23 protein-coding genes are annotated in these 22059 nt (G+C 36.7%); 5 read left to right on the plus strand and 18 right to left on the minus strand.

All coding sequences use genetic code 11. The features are described from left to right. Nucleotide 1: 1 nt before the first annotated feature. Together BWD42_RS05145 and BWD42_RS25170 are read right to left on the minus strand one after the other, a co-directional pair. A complete protein-coding gene (locus BWD42_RS05145; RefSeq protein ID WP_077433790.1) occupies nt 2-1021 on the minus strand; it encodes an SIR2 family protein in 1020 nt (339 codons plus the stop codon). Between the two features lie 232 nt (nt 1022-1253). Next, nucleotides 1254-1403, minus strand: a complete 150-nt coding sequence (locus tag BWD42_RS25170) for a heavy metal-binding domain-containing protein (RefSeq protein WP_077433792.1) — start codon at nt 1401-1403, stop codon at nt 1254-1256. Between the two features lie 752 nt (nt 1404-2155). Between BWD42_RS25170 and BWD42_RS05155 the strand changes: the two genes are divergently transcribed. The 3 genes from BWD42_RS05155 to BWD42_RS05165 all read left to right on the plus strand — a co-directional run bounded on the left by BWD42_RS05155 (nt 2156) and on the right by BWD42_RS05165 (nt 6084). Next, the gene (locus tag BWD42_RS05155) at nt 2156-3373 is read left to right on the plus strand and encodes a S41 family peptidase (protein ID WP_175991958.1); all 1218 of its coding nucleotides are present in this window, start codon (nt 2156-2158) and stop codon (nt 3371-3373) included. Between the two features lie 217 nt (nt 3374-3590). Beyond that, a complete protein-coding gene (locus tag BWD42_RS05160) occupies nt 3591-4682 on the plus strand; it encodes a serine hydrolase domain-containing protein (protein WP_175991959.1) in 1092 nt (363 codons plus the stop codon). An 85-nt stretch (nt 4683-4767) separates the two neighbouring features. Beyond that, nucleotides 4768-6084, plus strand: coding sequence for a serine hydrolase domain-containing protein (locus tag BWD42_RS05165; RefSeq protein WP_077433798.1), 1317 nt, complete (start codon nt 4768-4770; stop codon nt 6082-6084). A gap of 681 nt (nt 6085-6765) precedes the next feature. On the opposite strand, the gene BWD42_RS05170 is transcribed toward BWD42_RS05165, so the two are convergent. From BWD42_RS05170 to BWD42_RS05195, 6 genes are all read right to left on the minus strand, one after another. After that, entirely contained in the window at nt 6766-8637 is a 1872-nt protein-coding gene (locus BWD42_RS05170; RefSeq protein ID WP_175991960.1) for a phosphatidylinositol-specific phospholipase C domain-containing protein, read from the minus strand. A gap of 17 nt (nt 8638-8654) precedes the next feature. Further along, nucleotides 8655-9722, minus strand: a complete 1068-nt coding sequence (locus tag BWD42_RS05175) for an NAD(P)H-dependent flavin oxidoreductase (RefSeq protein ID WP_077433802.1) — start codon at nt 9720-9722, stop codon at nt 8655-8657. 10 nt (nt 9723-9732) lie between these two features. After that, on the minus strand, nt 9733-10254 hold the full coding sequence (locus tag BWD42_RS05180; protein WP_077433804.1) for a YceI family protein: 522 nt from the start codon (nt 10252-10254) through the stop codon (nt 9733-9735). An 89-nt stretch (nt 10255-10343) separates the two neighbouring features. After that, entirely contained in the window at nt 10344-10916 is a 573-nt protein-coding gene (locus BWD42_RS05185; protein ID WP_077435765.1) for a Crp/Fnr family transcriptional regulator, read from the minus strand. 302 nt (nt 10917-11218) lie between these two features. Continuing rightward, nucleotides 11219-11389 (minus strand): hypothetical protein, encoded by a 171-nt coding sequence (locus BWD42_RS24640; protein WP_175991961.1) that lies wholly within the window; start codon nt 11387-11389, stop codon nt 11219-11221. 129 nt (nt 11390-11518) lie between these two features. Continuing rightward, complete coding sequence (locus BWD42_RS05195) at nt 11519-11860, minus strand: winged helix-turn-helix transcriptional regulator (RefSeq protein ID WP_077433808.1); 342 nt, start codon at nt 11858-11860, stop codon at nt 11519-11521. Between the two features lie 89 nt (nt 11861-11949). On the opposite strand from BWD42_RS05195, the gene BWD42_RS05200 reads away from it, so the two are divergent. Then, nucleotides 11950-12459 carry a dihydrofolate reductase family protein gene (locus BWD42_RS05200; RefSeq protein WP_077433810.1) on the plus strand — a complete coding sequence of 170 codons (510 nt, stop codon included), beginning with the start codon at nt 11950-11952 and terminating at the stop codon, nt 12457-12459. An 86-nt stretch (nt 12460-12545) separates the two neighbouring features. Here the strand turns inward: BWD42_RS05200 and BWD42_RS05205 are convergent, their stop codons facing one another. From BWD42_RS05205 to BWD42_RS05235, 6 genes are all read right to left on the minus strand, one after another. Beyond that, nucleotides 12546-13169, minus strand: a complete 624-nt coding sequence (locus BWD42_RS05205) for a hypothetical protein (RefSeq protein WP_077433812.1) — start codon at nt 13167-13169, stop codon at nt 12546-12548. 186 nt (nt 13170-13355) lie between these two features. Next, nucleotides 13356-13874: a hypothetical protein gene (locus tag BWD42_RS05210; protein ID WP_077433814.1), complete on the minus strand. Its 519-nt coding sequence runs from the start codon at nt 13872-13874 to the stop codon at nt 13356-13358. Between the two features lie 264 nt (nt 13875-14138). Then, entirely contained in the window at nt 14139-14414 is a 276-nt protein-coding gene (locus BWD42_RS05220) for a hypothetical protein (RefSeq protein WP_139351025.1), read from the minus strand. Nucleotides 14415-14504: 90 nt separating this feature from the next. Beyond that, nucleotides 14505-15269 carry a hypothetical protein gene (locus tag BWD42_RS05225; RefSeq protein ID WP_077433820.1) on the minus strand — a complete coding sequence of 255 codons (765 nt, stop codon included), beginning with the start codon at nt 15267-15269 and terminating at the stop codon, nt 14505-14507. Next, entirely contained in the window at nt 15266-15790 is a 525-nt protein-coding gene (locus BWD42_RS05230; protein ID WP_077433822.1) for a hypothetical protein, read from the minus strand. Before BWD42_RS05230 ends, BWD42_RS05225 begins: the two co-directional genes overlap by 4 nt. 42 nt (nt 15791-15832) lie before the next feature. After that, nucleotides 15833-16219, minus strand: a complete 387-nt coding sequence (locus BWD42_RS05235) for a hypothetical protein (RefSeq protein ID WP_077433824.1) — start codon at nt 16217-16219, stop codon at nt 15833-15835. A gap of 125 nt (nt 16220-16344) precedes the next feature. Between BWD42_RS05235 and BWD42_RS05240 the strand changes: the two genes are divergently transcribed. Next, nucleotides 16345-17043, plus strand: coding sequence for a DUF1963 domain-containing protein (locus BWD42_RS05240; protein WP_077433826.1), 699 nt, complete (start codon nt 16345-16347; stop codon nt 17041-17043). 124 nt (nt 17044-17167) lie between these two features. Here BWD42_RS05240 and BWD42_RS05245 read toward each other — a convergent pair whose 3' ends face one another. The 4 genes from BWD42_RS05245 to BWD42_RS05260 all read right to left on the minus strand — a co-directional run bounded on the left by BWD42_RS05245 (nt 17168) and on the right by BWD42_RS05260 (nt 22053). Then, nucleotides 17168-18103, minus strand: coding sequence for an Rpn family recombination-promoting nuclease/putative transposase (locus tag BWD42_RS05245; protein WP_077433828.1), 936 nt, complete (start codon nt 18101-18103; stop codon nt 17168-17170). A gap of 259 nt (nt 18104-18362) precedes the next feature. Next, nucleotides 18363-20519, minus strand: a complete 2157-nt coding sequence (locus tag BWD42_RS05250) for a TonB-dependent siderophore receptor (protein WP_077433830.1) — start codon at nt 20517-20519, stop codon at nt 18363-18365. A gap of 121 nt (nt 20520-20640) precedes the next feature. After that, complete coding sequence (locus BWD42_RS05255) at nt 20641-21138, minus strand: c-type cytochrome (protein WP_077433832.1); 498 nt, start codon at nt 21136-21138, stop codon at nt 20641-20643. A 66-nt stretch (nt 21139-21204) separates the two neighbouring features. Next, complete coding sequence (locus tag BWD42_RS05260) at nt 21205-22053, minus strand: FixH family protein (RefSeq protein WP_077433834.1); 849 nt, start codon at nt 22051-22053, stop codon at nt 21205-21207. Nucleotides 22054-22059: the final 6 nt, after the last annotated feature.

The following is a 22059-nucleotide window of genomic DNA, read 5'->3' on the forward strand; positions in this document are numbered from 1 at the left end:
ATTATTGTATTCGTTTTAGGTATTCTGCTAAATTCCAATAGCTAACATCTTCAATTATATGTTCTCCTTGACTTGATGAGTATACTTTGGTGTCTTTCCCATTGCTTTCTTCCATTAAGATATAATTCTTACATCCTCCATCAATTATTGTTTCTTTCGTTTTGGGAGTCAGTTCTTTCGTGATTACAATGATTGGTTTTGTCTTTATTTGTTGAATAAGTTTTGGTTGTACGTGAACATCATTAAAGCCGTATCCAATACACATATAACCATTTGCATTTTGGATTTCTTTATCTGCTTGTGCGAAAATTGTTCTATATGGTTCATTATGCGTTTCGGCATATTTACTAAGTCCTGGCGTTACAATTAATGGTTTGTAATCTTGGGGAATACCTTTACGCAAAGGCAAATGAATATTGTCTTTGCTCGGTGTTTCAAACCAATCCAAAGAACCATGAACTTTCCAAATATTAACTTGTCCATTATATCCCTTCATGTTTGCCATAGCATTTGTGTGAATGTTATCTGAAAAATGTCCGATGTAGTTTTGGGCATAGCCAGTACAAATAAATGCTTCTGCTATACTTGCACTATATTCTGCAATGCGGTCATAATTAGTTGTTACTATAGAAAGCTTTTTGTTGGTAGTTGAAAGCAAATGTTTCATCAATATCACTAATGGAACTTCTTTACCATTCAAAATAAACCGCTCGTAGGCAGTCAAATCGGCTTCCGAAATCAATCCCCAAGTGGCTTTAATTACAGCTTTCAGAACATTGTCATTGAGTTGAATACTCAATAGCGCTTTTTCCAAGTCTTGAGTCTCATCAAGACTTTTTTTAAATGCTTCAAGTTGAGTATTATCGACATCATCGTTAAAATGTAATGTGTTTTTCAAATGCTCTCCAAGTATCCACATTGACGGTAAGCCAAAAGGAACGGAGCCCCCACTACCTAATATAATTAAAGGAACTTTATTTGTCCAAACTTGAAGTTGTTTTAATAGTGCGTCAAAGTCCATTCTTAATTTTCATTATACTGTTATTTCATATTTTCTACTTAGAAATTCATCAACTTCTTCTCTAGTTGCTTCATTTATTAGGAAGTCTCTGACTTGTTCGCTCAACTCGTAAATACCAAAATTTTTCACATTTTTTTGGCATACAAACAAGGTCGTACAATAAGCTAATTTCATATTTCTATTATAATATCAACTAGTAGCTTTTACCTTTTTTCAAGCTCAGACTGTTATTTCACCTAATGGGGCAACCATCAAAGAAATCTACATAGCTCGCGCCTATATCGCTAAAGATATTGGTGCCGATGACAACATTAGCTGCTATTGGATCATTATATCGTGAAATCTCCCTCCCTTTGATGGAATTGGTCGTGGTTACTATCATGGCATACTACTTTTCAATCGGGCAAGGTTAATACCCAAGCCTAATATACATTATTTATTTTGAATTAATATGTTTACAGATATTAACTTTCAAGATTTTTACAAACCGTAGGGCTAAGGTATTGGTTTGAAAGTAGGACTGGTTACGGGAAACCGTATTAAAATACAGGAGCTAAGAAATCCATGAAATGAGCATATTGAATGTTTCCAAGAATTTCATTTAAACTAGAAAAAATACCGTCGCAATTTAATGCATTAAATTGCTCCTCTGTCAAAACCAGTTAAATTAAGTCGTCATCAGTAGCTTTATTATACTCCAATAATTCTGCTGCTTCTTTATCTTTTGGGGTAATTATATAACGGCTATTCTGGAAAAGTATGGGCTTCCCCTACTCCGCTTTTCGACGACAGGCAACCTAGGATCTGTGCCAGAGGGGTATCAAATTGGTATCTGATAGCGAAATCTTTAGTCTATACGTTGTTAAATTTTGTGTTATCCGAGGACAGGTTTTCAAGTACCGGAGCAGCTATCATATGGATGTAATAAAAGTGGATACTCAGTTGTCATAGGATTAAATGTTCATAATGATGTTAAAAAAAATAGTTTTGATTATACTTTGCAACTATACAATAGCTTTCGGACAAAAATTTCCGAAACAAGCTGTACAGGACGACTTAAATGATCTGTATTACACCTTACAGCAAGCTCATTATGATCTCTATGCATATCAAAACAAATTGAGCTATGACAGTTTGTATATTACATTAAAATCCAGCTTGACGCATGATTCCCTGAATCTGTTGGAGACCGTATCGCTCTATCAACACTTAGTGAGTTTTGCCAATACGGGACACTGTGAAATAGACTTTCCTGCTGCCTCGTATATTGAATATCTTCAATCCGGCGGTACTGTCTTTCCACTTGAGCTTTCTTTTGAAAATAATCGGACTTTTATCCGTAAAAATTTCTCTTCTATAAAAGAGTCGATTGAAGGCGATGAGCTTATTAGTATTGATGGGATTGGAATCAATAGCATTCAAACTGAGTTATATCCTTTAATTTCTGCAGAAAGGGCTTATTTTAAAAATGCAAAATTAGAATTTTGGTCATTTCCGAGAATCTACTTTCAACGGTATGGAAATAAAGAAAGCTGGATAATAGAATTAATAAATAAAAATGGGCAAATTAAAGAATTAACAGTGCGAGCAATCGCTGCAATAGCATATGAAGAAAAAAGAGGTGGTGAAATTATAAACCCTAAAAGATCCCTCCAGTTCTATGGAAGCACAGCCTATCTCAATCCAGGAATGATGAGCAGTGCTCAGTCTGAGGGATTTGAAATATACCAAAAAGAAATAGCGGGTGCATTTGAAAAAATTAAAAGACAAGGATCCAAAGATCTAATAATCGATCTGAGAAATAACCCCGGTGGTGACGACGCATATAGTAATTTCCTCATCTCTTATTTTGCTAAAAAACCGTTCAAATGGTATTCAAAATTTTCGGTAAAGACCAGTAAAATTCTTAAAGAACACGTCCGGAAACCAACAGATACGCTGGAAAGTTTTTCACAAGTGTTACTTGGGAATAAAGATGGCAAAATTATATCTTTTGACTTTCCGGCATACCAACCGGTAGAAAAAAGCAAACGTTTTACCGGCCAGATCTACGTTTTGGTAAACAGGCAAACTTATTCAATGGCAGCAGTAAGCGCTGCACTTATTCAAGATTACCAGTTCGGTATTATAGTGGGTGAAGAAACAGGTGACACACCTACTTTGTATGCATCCCAGTTCGCCTTTCGTCTTCCCCGAACCTCCATAACTGTCAAAGTTCCCAAAGGATACATCATAAGACCGAATGGCGATGAATCACTAAAAGGGCTTGTTCCGGATATCAACATTCAGGACCATTTACTGGATGAAAAAGATGAAATACTGGAGGGTCTACTTGCTAGAATAAAGAGATAGACAGTTTTTAGCTAAATTATAATTATTAAAAGAATTGTATCTTACATTATATATTATAGAGAGTCAAGACCGATTATCAATGGATAAATTTAAGATTAATAATCAATTTATTGGTCTACTAAAAAGGAGTATTTCGAGCATCGGCATAAATTTTAAACATATTGAAAGTAAATGGAATAAAGTTATTTGCATTTAGGTAAAATAAAAATCTATGATCATGAAACTTAAATTGTCTTTTATATTCTTTTTTTGTCTGGTAATTTTTTTAGATAGCCAGGCACAGGTAATTTCATTAAGCGGCAAGCGGATCAGTAGGAATTCAATGGATAGCTTCCTTCAGAAGCAGATGGACTCGATGAAACTGCCGGGGCTCACTGTAGCTTTTATAAATAATGGGAAAATTGTATATACGAATGAATTTGGATTTTCAGATCTTGAAACCCACAGAAAAGTAAAACCAAATACGATATTTGAAGCCGCTTCCATGAGCAAGACCGTGTTTGCTTACCTTGTTCTAAAGTTGGTCGATAAAGGATTACTAGACCTAGATACACCACTATATCGATATCTGGCTAATAAAGATCTCGAATACGATGATAGATATAAATTAATAACAGCAAGAATGGTCTTGTCCCATACAACTGGGCTGCCGAACTGGAGAGAATGGGATTTAGCGGATCCCAAGCTAAATATAAAAAAAGGGGATTTATATCTGAAATTTACACCAGGAACAGGTTTTTCCTATTCGGGGGAAGCTTATCAGTATTTGGTGAGCGTGGTGGCGCATTTACTTAAAAAAACGCCACAGGAACTGGATCATTATTTTTACGATGAAGTTTGTAAACCGCTTAAAATGAAACATGCTTATTATTGGTGGAATGATTATATCAGCAAATATCGGGCAACAGGCTACAAACAAAAAGACGGTATCAACGAAAAACAGCCTGTAAAAAAGTTTGAAGAGTTTGGTGCTGCAGGTACATTAAGAGTCAATGCAATTGACTATGCCCGGTTTATGATCGGATTAATGAATGATGAAGGACTCTCCAAAAAGAATGTTGACGAAATGTTTAAGCCGCAGGTAAAAGTCCCAGACTGGGATGACGCAGCGTATTGGGGATTAGGAATCGGAATAAAAAATACGCCTTATGGAACACGCTATATGCATAGCGGAAATAACGGAGATTTCACGGCCTATTTTATCATGTACAAAGACAAAAAGTCCGGATTTGTCTTTCTTACAAATTGTAACCGTGCTGGGGATCTGTTTGAAAAGCTGGAGCCTTTTTTTTTCAAAGGAACTTTTTAAAATTATGCAGAAAAATAGTAGGAAGGCTCGTAAAGCAAAGAAGGTGTTTTTAAACGCAGTATGACTATCAATAAAAATCAAAAGAATGAAAATAAAATTCTTAATATGGATATTTTTCACTTTAACCTGGGTGAAAATATATGGACAAGCGACTGTAGATAAGGATAGTCTATCCACTAAAAAGAAACAATTAAATGAATATTTCACTGCTTTAACGAAACTGAAGCAGTTTAATGGTAATCTGGTTGTCGTAAAGGATAGAAACCCTTTTTTCAAGGCAACATACAATATTCCTGATGGACCGAATGAATTAAAGATAAAAAAGGAAAGTAAATTTATTATAGCTTCTGTTTCAAAAGTCTTTGTTAAGTATGGAATTTTAAAATTAGTTCAACAAAACAAAATTGCACTCAATGACAAATTATCAAAGTTTTTTCCGGGCTTCGCAGACGGAGATAAAATTACAGTAAAGCATTTAATGCACCATCAATCTGGATTGCCTAGGGAAATTAAAGATTACGAGAAATTTGACAAGATATCAGGGCCACAACTAATTGAACTTGCGAAAAAGGAACAATTACTTTTTGAACCGGGTACCAAAACTTTGTACTCGAATATTGGTTTTCTACTACTCCACAATATCATTGAACGAATTTCTGATCATGGATATTTATCCTTTATACAACAGGAGATTTTTAACCCGATGAAACTGAGGAATACATCGGAGTACAATGATCAAAGTGTATTTAAAAACTTTGCCCCTGGCTTTGAAAATGATGAAGGAAAAATAATCAAATCGACGTCCACATCCTTGGACCGTTTTGAAACCGGCAATTATCTATCAACAATTTCAGATCTATATAAATTCTCACAAACGGCTTTCAATGGTGAACATTTGCCGAGGGATTTATCCAATGAACTATTTGATGAAAATGATATTTTGGCTCAAGCGGGAGGTAGACCAGGTTATAGAGCATATTTTTACAAGAATAAAAAGTCTGGATATGATTTCATATTTTTAAGCAACTATACGGATATGCCTTTCCAATCCATAACAGCAGATGTAGTCAAAATACTCGATGGCAAACCCTATGAAATTCCAAAACGGATTGAACGAAAGGCAATTACGATCTCTTCAGATAAGCTTCAGAAATACGAAGGCAAGTATGTTTTAGAAGTGGATAATAATCAATATTTTATGATATCTTCTAAAAATGGTGCCTTAGATGTTATTGACAACGCAGGAGAAATTACAACGTTTTATCCAGATTCGGAATTTACGTTTTTCCAAGATGCTTCTTCAAAAGATGGGTTAGTTTTTGAATTTGATAGTTCAACGGGAAACCCCAAACTTACCATTATATCATCGGGACTCTTTCTCAAAACGAATCGTTTAAAATAATCCAATTAGCTCAAATAAATTTATATATGAATATCATTCATAATTTTCAAATACATAGTCTCGTTTAAAAGATGTAGTCCAAGAATTCCGAGTATAAAAGGATTGTAGATCAAAAACTTATCTCCTATATAATATAAGAATCGAAAATAAAACGATAGACTGATGCAAGATCTATTTCCATAATAATTGAGACTGTAACGTGAACTGTGTCAGAGGAATAATTCAATAAGATTCTTTATATTCAATTATTCGAACGAGCTGTTTATCCTTTTTTATTCCTGGATTGCATGCACATTAAATGAGAGATCGATCTTTACATCTTCCATCAGCTGCATAATGCGGCTATTGCCAAAGGCACAATTTTCATAGCCGGCATAGTTTTTACAGATTAGTTGATCACGTCAATTTTTCGATGGGGTGTGAAATCAAAACTTAACCATCGTCAATCTTTTTTCGTGAGCTACTGGCGGGATATATGATCGATAAAACTTTATCAGTCAAATCAAGTTTAAATAATAGGGAAAGTCAGCAAATTTAAAATTTGCTGACTTTTCATTTGAAAAGTTAGGAGCTAATTTCAAAAAGATCGACTACTTATTGAACTCCCTTTTGAAATTGCTTTAGTGTCAAAATTATCTTTAAGCGAGTCATCTCGAGTATATTCGATAAAATTCTGAATTTCTAGTTAGTTGCCCTACTTTTATTGACAAGGATACAGTGGGAAATAAAATCATCCAATGTAAAGACCCAGTCAGATGCGATAATATTGAGCTTAGAAGTATAGGCTTGCTGTTTAACCCAGTTCATGAATATTGGATTGTTCTGTTCAGCAGATCCCATTAAAGAGGAAGGTTTTCCATTAAAGGGTATTAGACCGTCTTTAATCATATTAAGATCTGGCGTAAGTTGCCCGTGGATATAGGAAAAGGCATCACCTGAAAGCTTTTGTAAATTCGTATTTAGGTCTGCAAGTAATTCCTCCGATGACGTCGGACTATATCCAGGCGAATCAAGATTCTTTTCCTTCCACAAAAAAGGATACTTTTCACAGGTTGCGTCATTAGCATAAAATACCAATAGCTGCTGACCAGCCTCCCAAAGCTGACTCACGGTTACATCGCTCCCTAAACTTGCAATGGCCATCTTATTTCCGAATGCCTGAGACAATAGAGATACAATCTGATCATGATAATTGTCAAGATCGTAGAAATGATTTAGATCTAAAATGACAATTTCCTTGGGGTTATTGGTAATAAAAGAATTAACAGCGGATATAACTGCGGTTAACGGGACGCTGTATAGGCTGTGACTTATCCAAATTGGTTCTTTGTCGTTTGGGTTTAGGGAAAGACGAAGATCAAGATACCTTACACCACCGATCAACTGAGCCAATGCAGTTTGTCCCTGCGCTTTCGCCCAAGAAGCAACAACCTCACCCATAGTCAAATAGAGCGGATTGATGGAATTTCTGATCTTTTTTACCCATTCAGGTAAATCAGTTTCAGGACTAAAAGCCGAATTTGCATTAATACCATAAGAACCAGAATCATGAGTTCCGGGAATCAGCATGTCCTTAACCTGCATATCTTTTATTATCGCACCAATAGCTTCCATCCAGTTATTTTTATTGAGCGTGGCGGCACCCAGTTCCGAAGTACCAATTGCGTAGCCATTTGTACCTATATAAAGATTAACCTGATTCTGCCCAAGGGATAAACGAACTTCATTCACTCCTCGTCCGGGTAAATTGTTTGTGTTCACTATTTTTCCTTCGACAGGTTCCAACTGGCTAATCCTTCCCGAAGAACCACCATAAATAAAACCATCATAATCCGTTACCATACTGACAACATTTCCATCAGCATCCTGCAGTGTGCTTATCCATTTTGAATTTTCCAGATTTTGGACATCCATCGATACAATTTTTCCGTTTGTACCGCCATAAATAGTGGTACCGTCAGCTGACAAGCACAAGCGTACCTCAAGATGACCGAGCCTTTTTAGTTCATTGGTCTGTAGGATTTGACCACTCTTTACATCGATAGCGTTGACAAAACCATTGGTACCTGCATATATTACATTGTCCTGGACTATTAAATTGACTACTTCCTGGCCCTGACCTGATAAAGAGTTGGACGATATTACTTTATTAATATTACTTGCATCTAAACAGATTACATTTCCACTAAGGCCAACAGCAAGAGTTGCTTCATCTAAAGATAGGGCTAAGCGTACCTCAGCGGTTCCCATTCCGGATAGTGAATTTTTTCCAATTGTTGTACCATCGGAAAGTTGTAAGGAATTTACAAAACCACCAGTACCGGCAAATACATTTTCTGATCCTACTATAAGAGATACAATGCCGGTATCTTGGCCCTTTAAGGGATTTTGCCATAATGTTTTACTAATGTCATTGGCATCTAGAGCGAAGACATTTCCGTAGGTTCCGACAATAAGCTTGTCATTAGTCTTGGAAATCGCCATACGCACTTCATGCTTTTCCATACCCGTTAATGGATTTTGATGAATCAGCGTCCCCAATTCTGGATTCAACTGGAAGACATAGCCATCTATCTTTCCATTTCAGCAATAATAGCTGCAATCAGTTTTTCTGCATCATGATATTGGAGAATAGAGGCTGCCTGACCTGCCCAAAACGATTTCAATTCAGGATTCGATTCGGAATTTGCAGGATAAGCTCCCAGTTTACCAACAATTTTTCCTTGTAATGGATAAGGGGCAAAACTATTTTGAAATTCTTTCAACTCCTCTGTCAAGCGATTTTTCACTCCTCGTGACAACCTTCCAGTAAAAACTTTGGTCAATGTTGTATAACGGGCTTCTTTTGAGAATAATTTTTCACGATGTATTTTACTTGCGCCAGATTGCCGTGTAGCGAGAAAAGCAGTTCCTATTTGTACCGCATCGGCACCTAATGCCATTGCCGCTTTTACCCCACGGGCATCAGCAATACCGCCAGCGCCTATGACAGGGATTCTTAAGGTATCCGCGACTTGCGGAATCAATGAAAACGTTCCTATTAAACTTTCCTCAGGTTTATCCAGAAATGAAACCCGATGCCCACCTGCATCAAATCCTGTGGCTACCACGGCATCTACTCCTGCATGTTCTATAGCGATAGCTTCATCTAACGTAGTAGCAGTTCCTATCGTTATAATTCCTAAGCGCCGACATTTCTCCAAAATTGTTTCAGAGGGTATGCCATAAACAAAACTAAAAACCGCTGGCTTTATCTCAAAAATAGCTTCAATCTGCTCCTCAAACTTAGGACTGCCTGGCAAAGGAAATGTGGGTGGTTCTGCACCGACCTCTTCAAAGTATGGCTCCAAAAGTTTGATAACTTGCTGAAAATCCCTTTCTTCAAAATCTCCTGCCGTAGCATCTTGATCATTAACCCATAGATTAATGTTAAATGGTTTTGAGGTCAATTTTCTGATGCCTCTAGAAATAGAAATAAGTTCGGCAGCACCATAAGGCTGCCCACCGTAAGACCCTAATCCGCCCTTATTTGAAACTAGTGCTGTAAGGTCCTCCGAGGATAATTTTCCACCAAAGGGACCTTGAACGATGGGTAAATCTATCTCAAGAAGTTTAGTGAATTTTGTTTTTGTCCACATATGAATAAATTTAGCGTTGCCCAACTAATTTGAACTGTAGTACAAACTCATCGTAAATCAACTTGTCACCCAGATTCGGAATAAACTTTCCGGAACCATACCGAATATTGTACAACGTACGGTCAATTTTGATTTCGCCCAATGCATGCAAGAAATCGCTGAATATTTCTACAGTTGCCGTAAAATGAATGGGCTGTGTAATATTCTTAATGGTCAGATCGCCACTAATGATGTAATGCATATTTTCCTTTCTTCCATTGTTGATTTTCAAAGATGCTGTCTTAAATTGATCGACCGAGAAAAAATCATCGTGGTTTAAATGATCAAAAAACTCCTTGTAAATAGATTTGTCAGAAATATCGGTGATTACAATTGAAGTCATGTCAATATGTATTTCTCCATCGATGATCTCATCGTTTTCAAAACTCAAAAAACCATTTTTGATTTGAATAGTTCCCGTGTGTAAGCCTAGAACTTTCTTCCCTGTCCAGTTGACAGTGCTGCTTTCTGTTTGAATGTTAAATGTTGTCATTGTGCTTGATTTTTAGTTTGACAAGACAAAATTCAGGGTATTCTTTAAAGATAGAAAGGACGTACCTCACAAAAAAAATGTGAGGTAGATCAATTGTTTGGCGAGTATAAGCGACTCAGTGTTTCTCTTGTTACACCAAGATAAGCAGCTAAAATGTGCTTTGGCAACCTTTGCACCAACGATGGATACTCCTGTACAAACTTTTCATAACGTTGCTTTGCAGAGCTGCTCAATAACGATAGGATTCTGTTTTGCAACGCCACGTTCCTGCGGTTTGTTTTCTTTCTGAAAAAATGTTCGACTTGATGGAATTCGCGACAGAGCTTTTCTCTGTTTTCATTGCTAAGGCATAGCACTTCGGTATCTTCCAGACAATCAATATTTACTTTTGCGTTCTTTTGATAATAATAGGCTTCGTAATCTGTGATCCACCAATCCTGAATAGCGAAAAGAAGAATATGTATTTTCCCGATCTCGTCAGTATAATACGATTTCACACAGCCAGAGAGCAAAAAATAATCATTTAATACGAACTGACCTTCCTGTATGAGGAATTGATGCTTTTTGAATTTCTTAAAGCTAAAATGGCTCAAGATATAATCAAACTCGACATCTGTTATATCGATATATTTTCGGAACTGTTCTCGCAAAATTTTACTCATGTCCAAATTTACATTTATATCTTTCATCGTCTTGTCAAGATGATGAAATATTCCATTATTGAAAAAAAGAATCAGGATGATGATGCGTTAGCTCATCATATATTGTTATCAGCCTCACGAATACTCCAGATTAACCCACTCTTCGATAATGACAACCGTATTATTTTTTCAAATGTATGTATTCGGGTGCAAGGGAAAAAACTGCTATTATGTGACGTCGCGATTAATCTCCATGAAAACATTTTACAGTTATCGAGGTTTTCAAATTCAAATGATTCTATCCAATTATATTTTCCATCCTCTTATTGATATAAAACTAAATTGTCAGCTTTAATATTTTCAATAAATGATGATAATTCTGCACCGCAAGCTCCCAAATCATCTAACCCATAACATGGAATATGACTATGAATATCTGTTTTTCCATTTGGATCTTCAATTCCAATATATAACCCAACCGCAAGGGCTTCCAAGAAGATATGAAAGATAATTTGTGTCAGTATACTTTTTCGATTTCAGGTAGTAGTGAGCCTGAAAAGTTAGTCGGAAGGTTGGAGAACTTAGCCACTTTTAGGCAGTACAAACTACAAATCTTAGAAACGTCATTTTGCTTTAATTTTATCTCTATGCTTTAGACCAAATTTAATTAAAGCATTTGCAACTTCTTCCGTTTCTTTCGCATATCCGGTAAGCGCATAAGAAACTGTCACAGGTTTGGTGTCATTAACCGTTCTACTAATCAGTAAATTATCTTCTAATTCCTGAAGTTCGTTGGATAGAATTTTTGGGGATATTCCCTGAGCCATTTCTTGCAGATCTTTAAACCGCATTGTGCCGTGTTTCTGCAAATTGTGCAGGATACAAAATTTCCATTTACCACTGAGCAATTCAATGCCATCTTTTAATGCCAATATAGTTTCTTTATCAATATTTTTATTGCACATCAGATAGTTACTTTCCTAAAGGTAATGAATAGTAAATATATATTCAATATCCAATAGTTTTGTGGTACAGAAATTTTAAAAAAATCGTTATGAAAGTAACAGTAATCGCAAACATTTCGGCTAATGGAAGAATTTTGATATCCGATAACCCGCATCATAAACTACCACTGGAAGCGATGGAATTTTACGTACAATTTGTAAGGCAGGTTGGAAATGTAGTAATAGGATTGAAAACATTTGAAAATTTTCTAAATTTTCCAGATCAAGTAAAAGAACATTTTAATGGAATAGAAATCATCGTATTGGCCGATAAATCTTATACGGCTGATGGCTACAAGACTGTAGCAAGTCCTGAAGAGGCAATTGCATATATGTCTACAAAAGGAGTGCGTGAAATAGCCGTCGGAGGTGGAACAGGTACTTTCAACGCTTTTTTAGACAAGGATTTGATTACAGATATCTATTTTAACGTCAGTCCTATAATCACTGGAGCTGGAGCAATTTTAGCAAACAATGAGGAGTTAAGTTCAACGTTCAGGTACAAAGGACAGAAGCTTAAAAACGGTTTTCTTCAATTGCATCTAATTAAGGAATACTAAAAAATGACATACCAAAAATGTCTTTCAAGAATAGTTGAATTACGGAAACAAATCCGCTAAAATTATTTCTTTCCGATCTATATTTTTCAATTGGCGACTGTATCCACACGACGATAAGTATATACATCATGGTTAAGGGCGCCGGCGAGCGGAAAGAGAATAAGAAAACCTGCTGCTGTCGACTCACTGGGCACGACTAAATCACCATGGTTATCTAGTGCAAAGCAAATAGTTTTGGTAAAGAATCTATTGACTAATACATAGATGTCAAGGTCGGTATTTCTGAAAGAAACAAAGTTTTGCGATTCGGGCTTAACTTTCCTCGTTCTTTCACGCACGACATTTCCTAAGGAATCAATTAGTTTGAAATGGATCTTATTTTTTTTGATGAGCTCCAATGAAGTTTCGTAAAGATAGTGCAGACTATCAGTTTTATAGTAATTAGGCTCAATATAGTTCCATAGGCAATATTCATTATAGGCCGCACTCTTCTCCTCAATTCTATTATTATGGCCTATTATCTTCTGGGGATAATTATCAAAGATGTATATCTCCTTCAATCGTACCATCGAAACGCTATGCGCCGCAGCAGTTTGTGCTAAATACTTAGGCGATAGGGAAGTACAAGAGATACACGAAAAAATAAATACCACCGAAAATAGTGCAATGGCAAGCGTGCGCATATTTTGATGTTTGTTGATTTCTATCATATGCTCTTATTTTGCGGAAATAAATTGTTGGATACTAAACTTTAAGTTGTTTCTAAACATTAGGTAAGCCCCTCAATAAATTCTGAAAAGATTCTATTTTTAAAAATAGCTTCTTCATTTGACATTCCAATAAATGGTATTTCATAAATATCACATGTGCTTTTTTTAACTGCATAAGCTTTTGATCTAAAAATAACCTTTATTAAACTCACAAATTTTAATTGTGCTCAATGTTTTATTTTGTAGGAAATGTTCAATGTTGTTCGCCTTTAAACGATCTTTTTTTGCAAGTTTAAATTTGACTGTACCATAATTTAGTTTAGAAAACTCTATCCTTAATTTCTCAATTTCTAATTTGTGCACTTGTTCTCCATCTGCTAAGAAATTATCCAAAAGCAATAATTTCTGACATAAAAAGTATATTTTATCGTCTTCCAAAATAACATCTCTCTTGAAGGAAGATAATAATGAATCTTTAATTTTATCCCACAAAGACTCTTCACCGATAAAAATCAAATTATTCAATTTTTTAACATCTAGTCCCAAATTATCAATGAGATAATTTGCAACTTTTTGAGGAGAAATTTGGCTTCGATAAAAATCCCTCAGATTACCAAGAGGTTCCCACCTACTTCTATCTAAAGAAAGGTCTATTTGGTGCAAATAGGTATATAAAAATACTACAAACGAATAGTTAATTTTCATCTTTCTAATTCTGTTATGTTTACCATTTTTTTCATTGACGAAAAAATAAACAGTAATTTGTCCAGATCTTCAGTCGATTTTGCATTGCCAAACATATGAACCAATTCATTCCACCCCTCGCCGCTTTTGCTATACATTATGCTTTGAATTGAATAGTCTCCATTACAGTTATTAATGGTCCAGCTTACATCTTGATCAAATATTTCATTTTTCAGATGCTCGGTTTTGCAACTTTTGCTTTTAGCTGGAAATTGGCTAGGATGATTACCGAAATACAAGCCCCCCCGAAATACCTGTATGATTTGTAGTGTCAGCAGGATTAAAATAGTAAACGGAAAAATCTTCTCCATTGGTTTCATATATAGCATAATCTGTGGGTAAAGAAATAGAATATTTACTTTTCCCTAATTCCCTTTTTTCCAATGACTTTATAAAAGTGGTATCTGCCGAGTTATGTACAGATTTATGATCATTATTTTGTCCACAGCTGGTCAATGTTAATGTTGTCAGCAGGACAATCATTGTCAATTGTATCTTCATATCTTGGTTATCTTTATTAGGATTCGTGGCTCTATATTTTATACTTCATAATCGCTAGATAAGACCAGTAATTTCATTCAAACGCATTTGTTATTTATTTGCATATTTGATATTATCAATAACAAACTCTTTTAATTCCGTTAAAACCGAAAGTCTGTTGGCCATTTCCGTATTGTTAAACCGAAAATAACCAATTTCAAATGTTTTAAGTTTTGATAGTTTTTCAATTCCTGATAAATCTTCAAGATCCACTTTTTTGTTGCTCTCTGTTGTTGATGCAAAGAGGGATAAGTGTTCAAGGTTTTCGAACTTATCAATCCCATTCAAGCTTTTAAGGTTTGAAGTATAAGTTAATGAAAGGTTTTTAATTCTGGATTTTGAAACGTTTGGCAAGAAATTGAAGTCTGATACTTTGTTTAGACTTAAAAGACAAAGCGTGGTCAAATTCATTAGTTCATCTAAGCGGTTAAATGAAAAGTCTGCATTTTTGACATGTGAAATTAATAAATGTGTCAAATTTGGAAACAATGAAATTAAATCCAAATCATTTTGTTTGATGTTCCAAATATGTAAGTGGCTAACATCTATTAAATTATTCTTATACTTTTTCAATATCTCAAGATTTTTACGGTCAATCTTATAGTTATTGATGGTGATAATTTTCAGGTTGTCATAAAACCGGATATTTTCCAATGTTTGAGTCGATGGTAAAATATACAGAATTTCAGATCTGAAATCAGTTCCGCAGACTGTTTTTGAATAATCAGAATCATCTGGCTGAACAAAATTTTCATTCTTTTGTTGGAATAGAAATCGCTGGAAATCTTGTATATTTTTTATCTCATTTAATTTCATAGGTGCTGGTTCGTGTTATGTTTATCCAATAATTGATCAATCAAAGGTCTTTCAAAGTTTACTGCTGTCAAAATTTTTATTGCTTTTTCCTTATCTTCGATTAAAGCCTTCTCATACTCAAATACAAGTCTGGTGGTCAATAATCTCTGGTCACCTGTATGTCCACCAAAACTTATACATTTCGCTGGTATTTCATAGTCTGCCCACTGTCCTTTAATGAATTGTTGTAATTGTCCGAACGCAGGATTTCCATCTTCTCTGCCTTTTATCCTTGTTGGAATAATAAAGTCCTGTTGACAATTTTTAGGTTGATCTTCAATTATTATCCAATCCTCTCGATTAACACCATATTCTTCAAAGCAGCATTCCATTGCATCTTCCATAGTGTAAGAGAAATGATCCCAATCTGCAGAACTATCCTGTAAGCTGTAATAACCAAAAAGATAAACTCCGCCTTCTGCCTGACAAAGCATAAGTTTTTTTGTTTTCTCGTCTATGTTTTGAAATACTACTTTTCTCATTACATGTAAATATGATATAAATTGCTGTTCTAATATAATATCCTACCTATAATAATTTGACCAAGCTTTGAAATAAGGTTGTAGCTTTTCACTGAGATTCATCTTGACCCATTCTCGATCAACTCCCTCCTCCGTGTATAATATTTCGAGGATACCAACATGCACGATATTGATGATTTCACAGTTGTGACTTTGCCCAATATAATTGATATAATCAAAGGAACTTTCGACAAAAGGGCTTGTGCGATCTGCTACGATCTGGCCACCAAGATATGTCGCAAATTCATTCATAAATAAGTATGTTGAACGATCTGAGAAAAAACTATCTTCTCCCATTTCAACAATTTTCTTGTACTCGGGCACTTTATCAAACAGAATACCTGTTAATGTATCAAAAATAAAAACATCAATTTCTTCTAATGGCTTCATCTGGAGTTTCAAATATGATTAAAAATAAGAATTTGCATCAGATCTGATACACTTCCTAGACTACTTTTAGTATATTAGTTTCGCTAATACAGTTATTACCTGCAATTGCCCAAACGCGATTCACAATGAATGAAGTAGAAAAAATAAAGCAACAGATTGTAAGAAAAGCTATAGAATTTAAAACAGGAGGTTTTAGGCCTACAAATTCTATTTCTGAAAGTTGGATAGGAAAAGTTTACTTATACAAAGAAGATGAAGAAATTCCGAAAGACAAAAATGGAAATCTAATGTTTCCTTTGTTCCAACTTTGCTTAGAAGATATTGAAATTAGACCTGATATTTTAGCTGATACAAAGGTGATTACTGTTTTTGTAGCAGAAGAACTTCCAATGGATATTACAGCCAACGGAAAAGAATGGCTATTGCGCGAATATAAAAAATCAGACAAATTAATAATTAAAGAATTATACAATCCTGATTCAGGACTAAAACCATTCCCCCTAAAACCTTCAAAAATAGAAGAAGATTATCCTGTGTGGGATAGAGGTGGTTTAACAAGTGAAATGGAAAATGAAATATTAAAACTTGAAGATTCTGGAATAATTGAAGGTTACTATGATATAGCTGAGAATCAATATGGACACAAACTTGGAGGTTATCCAAGCTTTTGTCAACCAGGCGTATATTTTGGCAACGACTTTGAATTTGTATTTCAAATTGCATCCGACGACAAAGCAAATTTGAATGTAGTTGATAGCGGAACGATGTATTTTGCTAAAAATGCGAAAACAGAAGAATGGAATTTCTACTGTGACTTTTATTAAAAAAATAGCAGATAACAAATATAGGTAACTGGGAATTAATTAAGGACTTTTTCGCAAATAGAATTAATTCCGTTATGCAAGACAGAAGACAGAAAACCTTTAAGATAGCTGCAATTATAGAACCTTAGAGTTTTTCGACCTCTTCGACTGAAAGCCCTGTGCCTTTAGCGATATCAGCTATAGGTAGTCCCATTTCCTTAAATGCTTTAGCAGTCTCAAGCGCTTTTTTGCGCTCCCCTTCCGCCACACCTTTAGCTTTACCTTCCGCCAAACCTTTAGCGTGACCTAAAGCTTCTCCGGATTTCATGGCCGAATTGATTACGCTCTCCGCATCGCGCTTATGTTTTAAACTTGCTTCGTATGACATGAGTTCCTCCTCCGTTAATTTACCTATCTCTCCTATCTCAAAGATAAGACCAAATATTCTTTTATCCAAAAATGATGGCAATCTATCCATGGTACTCAAGTGTTTAAGTAAGTACAACCATTGATCCATAACTGTCTTTAGTTCCTCTGGCTGTTTATTGAACAATGGAAGCGAAATCATTTTATACCCCAATTTATCATAAAATATTTCTTTGGTCAATTTGTCACACAGCGCCACATCATAAAAATAAGGGCGTTCTGTGACACGGGATATACCAGAACTTCCGTTTCTATCCATGTCAAACTCCAAAATACCAATAAAGTAAACCTCCGGTAGGTAATAATCGCTACCCTTCTTCCCTCGCGCTAATTGTTTATTGATCAGACGTGAGGTATAATACACCGCGCGATCCTTAAAAAATTCTTGAAAGAGCTGCTGCATCTCAATGATGAAAACCTCGCCATCGCGGCCGATACAATGTAAATCAAATACAACACGACGCATTTCCTCATAGTCGCCATCTTGTTCTACAGGCTTATATCTTAGATCCGAAATTATCTTATCTCCCTGAAATAGACTATTGAGAAACTCAATTAGTAAGATTTTGTTGTCCTCTCTACCAAAGTAAAATTTCCAACCGAAATCGGTACGTGGATCTACATACCTACCCAAATGTTTTTTTGATTTAGCCATAATATTTATTAATTGGTTATCAGGCAAATATACAATAATAGATTTAAAATACTAACATAATTAGCAAAAAATATGAGCCGGAAAGTAATTTATATTGATAATCAATCGCACGAGCTGAAAAGTTGCAGACAGACATTGCCCTTTAATAAATCGCTGTAAATGTCCAAACGCAGGATTTCCGGATTCTCTGCCTTTTATCTTTTAAATACTGATGTTTTAGAAGCACAGATAAACTATTGTAGATGATAAAATCACAGCACTAAAAATGCAAGGCCATAGCCAAAATGCATTGCCGCAGGTTACCGGGTGTGATAAAACCCCTACCTCCATAATAATAACGGGTATTAAATAAATTTTCGGCGGTCAACTTACATTGAAATTGTCGATAAATATAACCTATATTAGCATTACAAAGTGTATAAGCGTCGGTATAAAAACTTCCAGCATTTGTACTGTTAATAATCAGATCCTGACCAACATAATTCCCTCCTAATCCGGCTCTCCACTTGCTGTCCTTATTTGCCGGCAGTTCATAGCTAGCGTACCAGGTGAAAGACCATTTTGGACCAGCGTTTACAGGCCTTAATCCCTGAACGGCAGCATCAGCAACCGTTAACTTACTAGCGTTGTAAGCGCCACCCGCATGGATAAAAAAATTGGTCAAGGGTTCGGACTGTATATCGAACTCTACACCACGACTATACTGTTTTCCTCCCTGAATATATTTTGTGGCATCCGCCGGATCTGTAATCACCGAATTGCGTACCCGGATATCATAGTAGCTCAGTGTAAGGTCAAGTGCATTGTTTGGAACCGCTATTTTGACACCGGACTCGAACTGGTTTCCGTATTGGGGTTTGAAATTATATAGAATGCCGTTGGCACTTGTCGGTGCGAGATTTTGAAATCCGCTCATATAATTTCCAAAAACTGTTATAATTTTTGGAATAAGCTGATAAGTCAGGCCTATTTTAGGCGTAAGGGACGACTGCTTATAATCGGCAGTTGTAATAGCAGTCAACAGATCCTTCGTACCCAAATTGATCAGCCTGTCGTACCGGGCACTGAACATCAGCGTCAACGCATCGGTGGGTTTGATGACATCTGAAATGCAAGCCGAGTAGCTGTTCTGAGGCGCGACCGAATTGTTGGGCTGCCTAGAAAGTACAATACCACGGATCAGGTCTGCATGAAATAAATTTGCTGTAGCCGAAGGATCATCAAGCGATACCGTATCCACGTAACCTGCATTTTTATAATTTGCCGCATAACTATAGCGCTGGTAGTCAAGACCAATCAGTAATTTATTGTCCCAGCCTCCAAGTTTAAAATTACCGATAAAGTTTTGTTGAACCTGATAGTTGCTGATATCCTCGGATTCATACTGTAATACCTTCCTTGCTACCGCAGTATTATTGTTGAGCAACAGGTTTGTCTGATAATCGCCATTTGATGTGCTGTTTGTACTGGCGAGGTTTGTTTCAGACTGCCAAGCCGGCGAGATGGCATAACTTATTTTTCCATAAAAATTCAGTGAGGAGGTTCGCCATAGCAAGCTGTTATTCGTATAAGAACTGAAGTAGTCCAGATTGAGCGCGCTAGCATGCTGTACGTTTGTGGCAATGCCGCCGATAAGCGGATTACCAGGTGTAAACAAAGGACTGTTGGTGGTATTTCTCCGCAAGAATTCGGCCTCGATCCTAACCTTAAGGTCAGGACTGAGCTGGTAGCTAAAACTTGGTGCAAGAAAAAGGCTTTTATTCAATCCCTGGTCCTGAAAACTCTTTCTGGAGGTATATGTACCAAACATTCTGAACAGGGATCTGTGTGCTGAATCAAGTACTGTATTTATTTCAATACTGCCGCGATGCAGGGCATTGTTGCCCGCTGCGAGCGAAATAGTTGTAAATGTACTATCCACGGGAACATAGGTGAGCACATTGATCAATCCCCCGAAAGCCATATTTGTACCACCAAACAAGGTACCACTCGGCCCTTTGATTACATCCAGCTGCTGTATATTGCTATTTTCATCGCTGTAATGTAGGTAAGCATTGAGGCCATTTCTAAAATTACTCCTGGTCCGAAATCCACGAATGGTAAAATAAGGGGCAACCCCGGCCCAGCTGGGTGTCACCCCCGCCGCATTTGCCAACATAGCTGTCTGGGTATAATAGTTTCTATTTTTAGTCAGGTTGATACCTACACTTGTTGTAACCTGTGGATTCTCGTAATCAGGTATGTTTATCCTTGCTGACTGATAGCTAGACCTATCTTTCCTAAACTGGGATTTAATAAAAACAGAGTCAAGCTGTTTTGGCAATAGCGTATCAGCATGGTGCGCCTGCGCATCGGCGCTAAAAATTGTAAATAGAAGCGTAAAAATTAAAAAAGACTTTAAGTATAGCGTTTTCAAGGGTATAATAAATTAAATTTGACCAATATATACCCACAACAGATTTGTTGCCTGTAACAATATAGCTCAAGCCATCCTGGTACAAACAACAATCTGATTTTGCGGGTTTGCATAGCTGGGCTTATTTCGCAGCGCTGTTACGTTCTCTCAAATATTCCAAAATAGCTCTGCCTTCTTCCTGCTGCAGTCCTAAGCTAATCATAGGAGAACTGAAACCTTTGCTCAGCGCTATTGCATCGGCGTCTTTTTCGAGCATAGTCGCGGGATCCAGCATCATATTCATGATCCACTCTGGCGTACGCCGCTTTACAACGCCATCCAACGAAGGCCCCACCAAGGTACGTTCGAAATCGTGGCACATGGCACATTTGGACACAAAGAGCTCCAGGCCTTTATTGGCTAGCTGTGCGTCAAATGGTTTGCGTTCGACAACGCTAACAGGCCCCACTCCTTTGGATCCATCTGATTTAAAATCCAACATGGCTGCTTCTGCTGAAGCTGCCGGTTGGTTTGCCGTTGTACTACTGTTGCTTTCTTTCTTCCTGTCTCCATTGCCTCCGCAGGCGATCATCCCGATGATAGCGAGACAGGAAAGGATTACGTTGATTCGTTTGTTCATTTCTCTTTATGTTATGGTGATTAAAAACTTTATAAACTATGGGACAGCCAGCAACCGCCCCAATTTTTACTTAATGATGTAGACCTGGTATTTGATATCATCCTGATTTGCTTTCTTGCCGTCTTTCCACAACTCAACGATAATTTCCCATTGGCCGGCCATGGAGAAGTTTATTTCTCCTTCATAGTAACCCTGTCCAATGGATTCAGCATCCTTATTACCCGATGAGCCATGCCCCATAGCTGGCATAGTTGTTTTCAGCTTGATGAGGTATCCATCCAATGGTGGAAAATCATGCTGCTCCATCCTACTCATCAGAAATTTGATGGGATGCTTTCCTTGCTTTACGGTATCCGGCAGCAGATTGGTTATAAACACGCGGCTATCATCCCGTGTACCGGAACTCATCGTCCGCATTGTCTTTGCAGCGGATACGGGAAGTTTTATGGCTATGGTATCCTTTCTCGCTTCCGTTTCAAGGATTGTATACAAATGCCAACCCGGTCCCATATCCGGTATATCGGCCATGATAAACACCATTGCCCCCCGGTACCAGCCCTCGCCTAGGGCGACAGGATGTTCAAAAGGTCCTCCATGCTTCATCAGTCCCATATCCATCTGTGGGTAATAGTCAAGTGATGAACTATTGAAGGGTTTACCATCTTTGTCCCTTACCTGTAAATAAACCGTATGGTATTTATTGTAAAGTTTAGCATCGGCATAGACCTTAAATGTTAAGCCATTGTACGCGGTATCTGCGATAGCAATTAGGTCGGATTCATCTGGAATAGCAGGTGTCGTAGCATCATGGGCACCAACATGTTTTTTCTGGGAATTCTGTTCAGTACAGGCAATAGCAGATAGGACGACCGAAAGTGCCACGAGAAATTGGAATACTTGTTTTGATAAATTCATTGAATT

The sequence above is a fragment of the Sphingobacterium sp. CZ-UAM genome (assembly GCF_002000245.1).
Taxonomy (GTDB): Bacteria; Bacteroidota; Bacteroidia; order Sphingobacteriales; family Sphingobacteriaceae; genus Sphingobacterium.

What these genes read in the sequence shown, in the direction of transcription:
- BWD42_RS05260 (WP_077433834.1), bottom strand. Translation starts at nt 22,053, where the DNA reads ATGAATTTATCAAAACAAGTATTCCAATTTCTCGTGGCACTTTCGGTC.
- BWD42_RS05245 (WP_077433828.1), bottom strand. Translation starts at nt 18,103, where the DNA reads ATGGCTAAATCAAAAAAACATTTGGGTAGGTATGTAGATCCACGTACC.
- BWD42_RS05160 (WP_175991959.1), top strand. Translation starts at nt 3,591, where the DNA reads ATGAAACTTAAATTGTCTTTTATATTCTTTTTTTGTCTGGTAATTTTT.
- BWD42_RS05230 (WP_077433822.1), bottom strand. Translation starts at nt 15,790, where the DNA reads ATGAGAAAAGTAGTATTTCAAAACATAGACGAGAAAACAAAAAAACTT.
- BWD42_RS05235 (WP_077433824.1), bottom strand. Translation starts at nt 16,219, where the DNA reads ATGAAGCCATTAGAAGAAATTGATGTTTTTATTTTTGATACATTAACA.
- BWD42_RS05195 (WP_077433808.1), bottom strand. Translation starts at nt 11,860, where the DNA reads ATGTGCAATAAAAATATTGATAAAGAAACTATATTGGCATTAAAAGAT.
- BWD42_RS05240 (WP_077433826.1), top strand. Translation starts at nt 16,345, where the DNA reads ATGAATGAAGTAGAAAAAATAAAGCAACAGATTGTAAGAAAAGCTATA.
- BWD42_RS05225 (WP_077433820.1), bottom strand. Translation starts at nt 15,269, where the DNA reads ATGAAATTAAATGAGATAAAAAATATACAAGATTTCCAGCGATTTCTA.
- BWD42_RS05210 (WP_077433814.1), bottom strand. Translation starts at nt 13,874, where the DNA reads ATGAAAATTAACTATTCGTTTGTAGTATTTTTATATACCTATTTGCAC.
- BWD42_RS05165 (WP_077433798.1), top strand. Translation starts at nt 4,768, where the DNA reads ATGAAAATAAAATTCTTAATATGGATATTTTTCACTTTAACCTGGGTG.
- BWD42_RS05185 (WP_077435765.1), bottom strand. Translation starts at nt 10,916, where the DNA reads ATGAGTAAAATTTTGCGAGAACAGTTCCGAAAATATATCGATATAACA.
- BWD42_RS05220 (WP_139351025.1), bottom strand. Translation starts at nt 14,414, where the DNA reads ATGAAGATACAATTGACAATGATTGTCCTGCTGACAACATTAACATTG.
- BWD42_RS05175 (WP_077433802.1), bottom strand. Translation starts at nt 9,722, where the DNA reads ATGTGGACAAAAACAAAATTCACTAAACTTCTTGAGATAGATTTACCC.
- BWD42_RS05180 (WP_077433804.1), bottom strand. Translation starts at nt 10,254, where the DNA reads ATGACAACATTTAACATTCAAACAGAAAGCAGCACTGTCAACTGGACA.
- BWD42_RS25170 (WP_077433792.1), bottom strand. Translation starts at nt 1,403, where the DNA reads ATGATAGTAACCACGACCAATTCCATCAAAGGGAGGGAGATTTCACGA.
- BWD42_RS05145 (WP_077433790.1), bottom strand. Translation starts at nt 1,021, where the DNA reads ATGGACTTTGACGCACTATTAAAACAACTTCAAGTTTGGACAAATAAA.
- BWD42_RS05255 (WP_077433832.1), bottom strand. Translation starts at nt 21,138, where the DNA reads ATGAACAAACGAATCAACGTAATCCTTTCCTGTCTCGCTATCATCGGG.
- BWD42_RS05200 (WP_077433810.1), top strand. Translation starts at nt 11,950, where the DNA reads ATGAAAGTAACAGTAATCGCAAACATTTCGGCTAATGGAAGAATTTTG.
- BWD42_RS05205 (WP_077433812.1), bottom strand. Translation starts at nt 13,169, where the DNA reads ATGATAGAAATCAACAAACATCAAAATATGCGCACGCTTGCCATTGCA.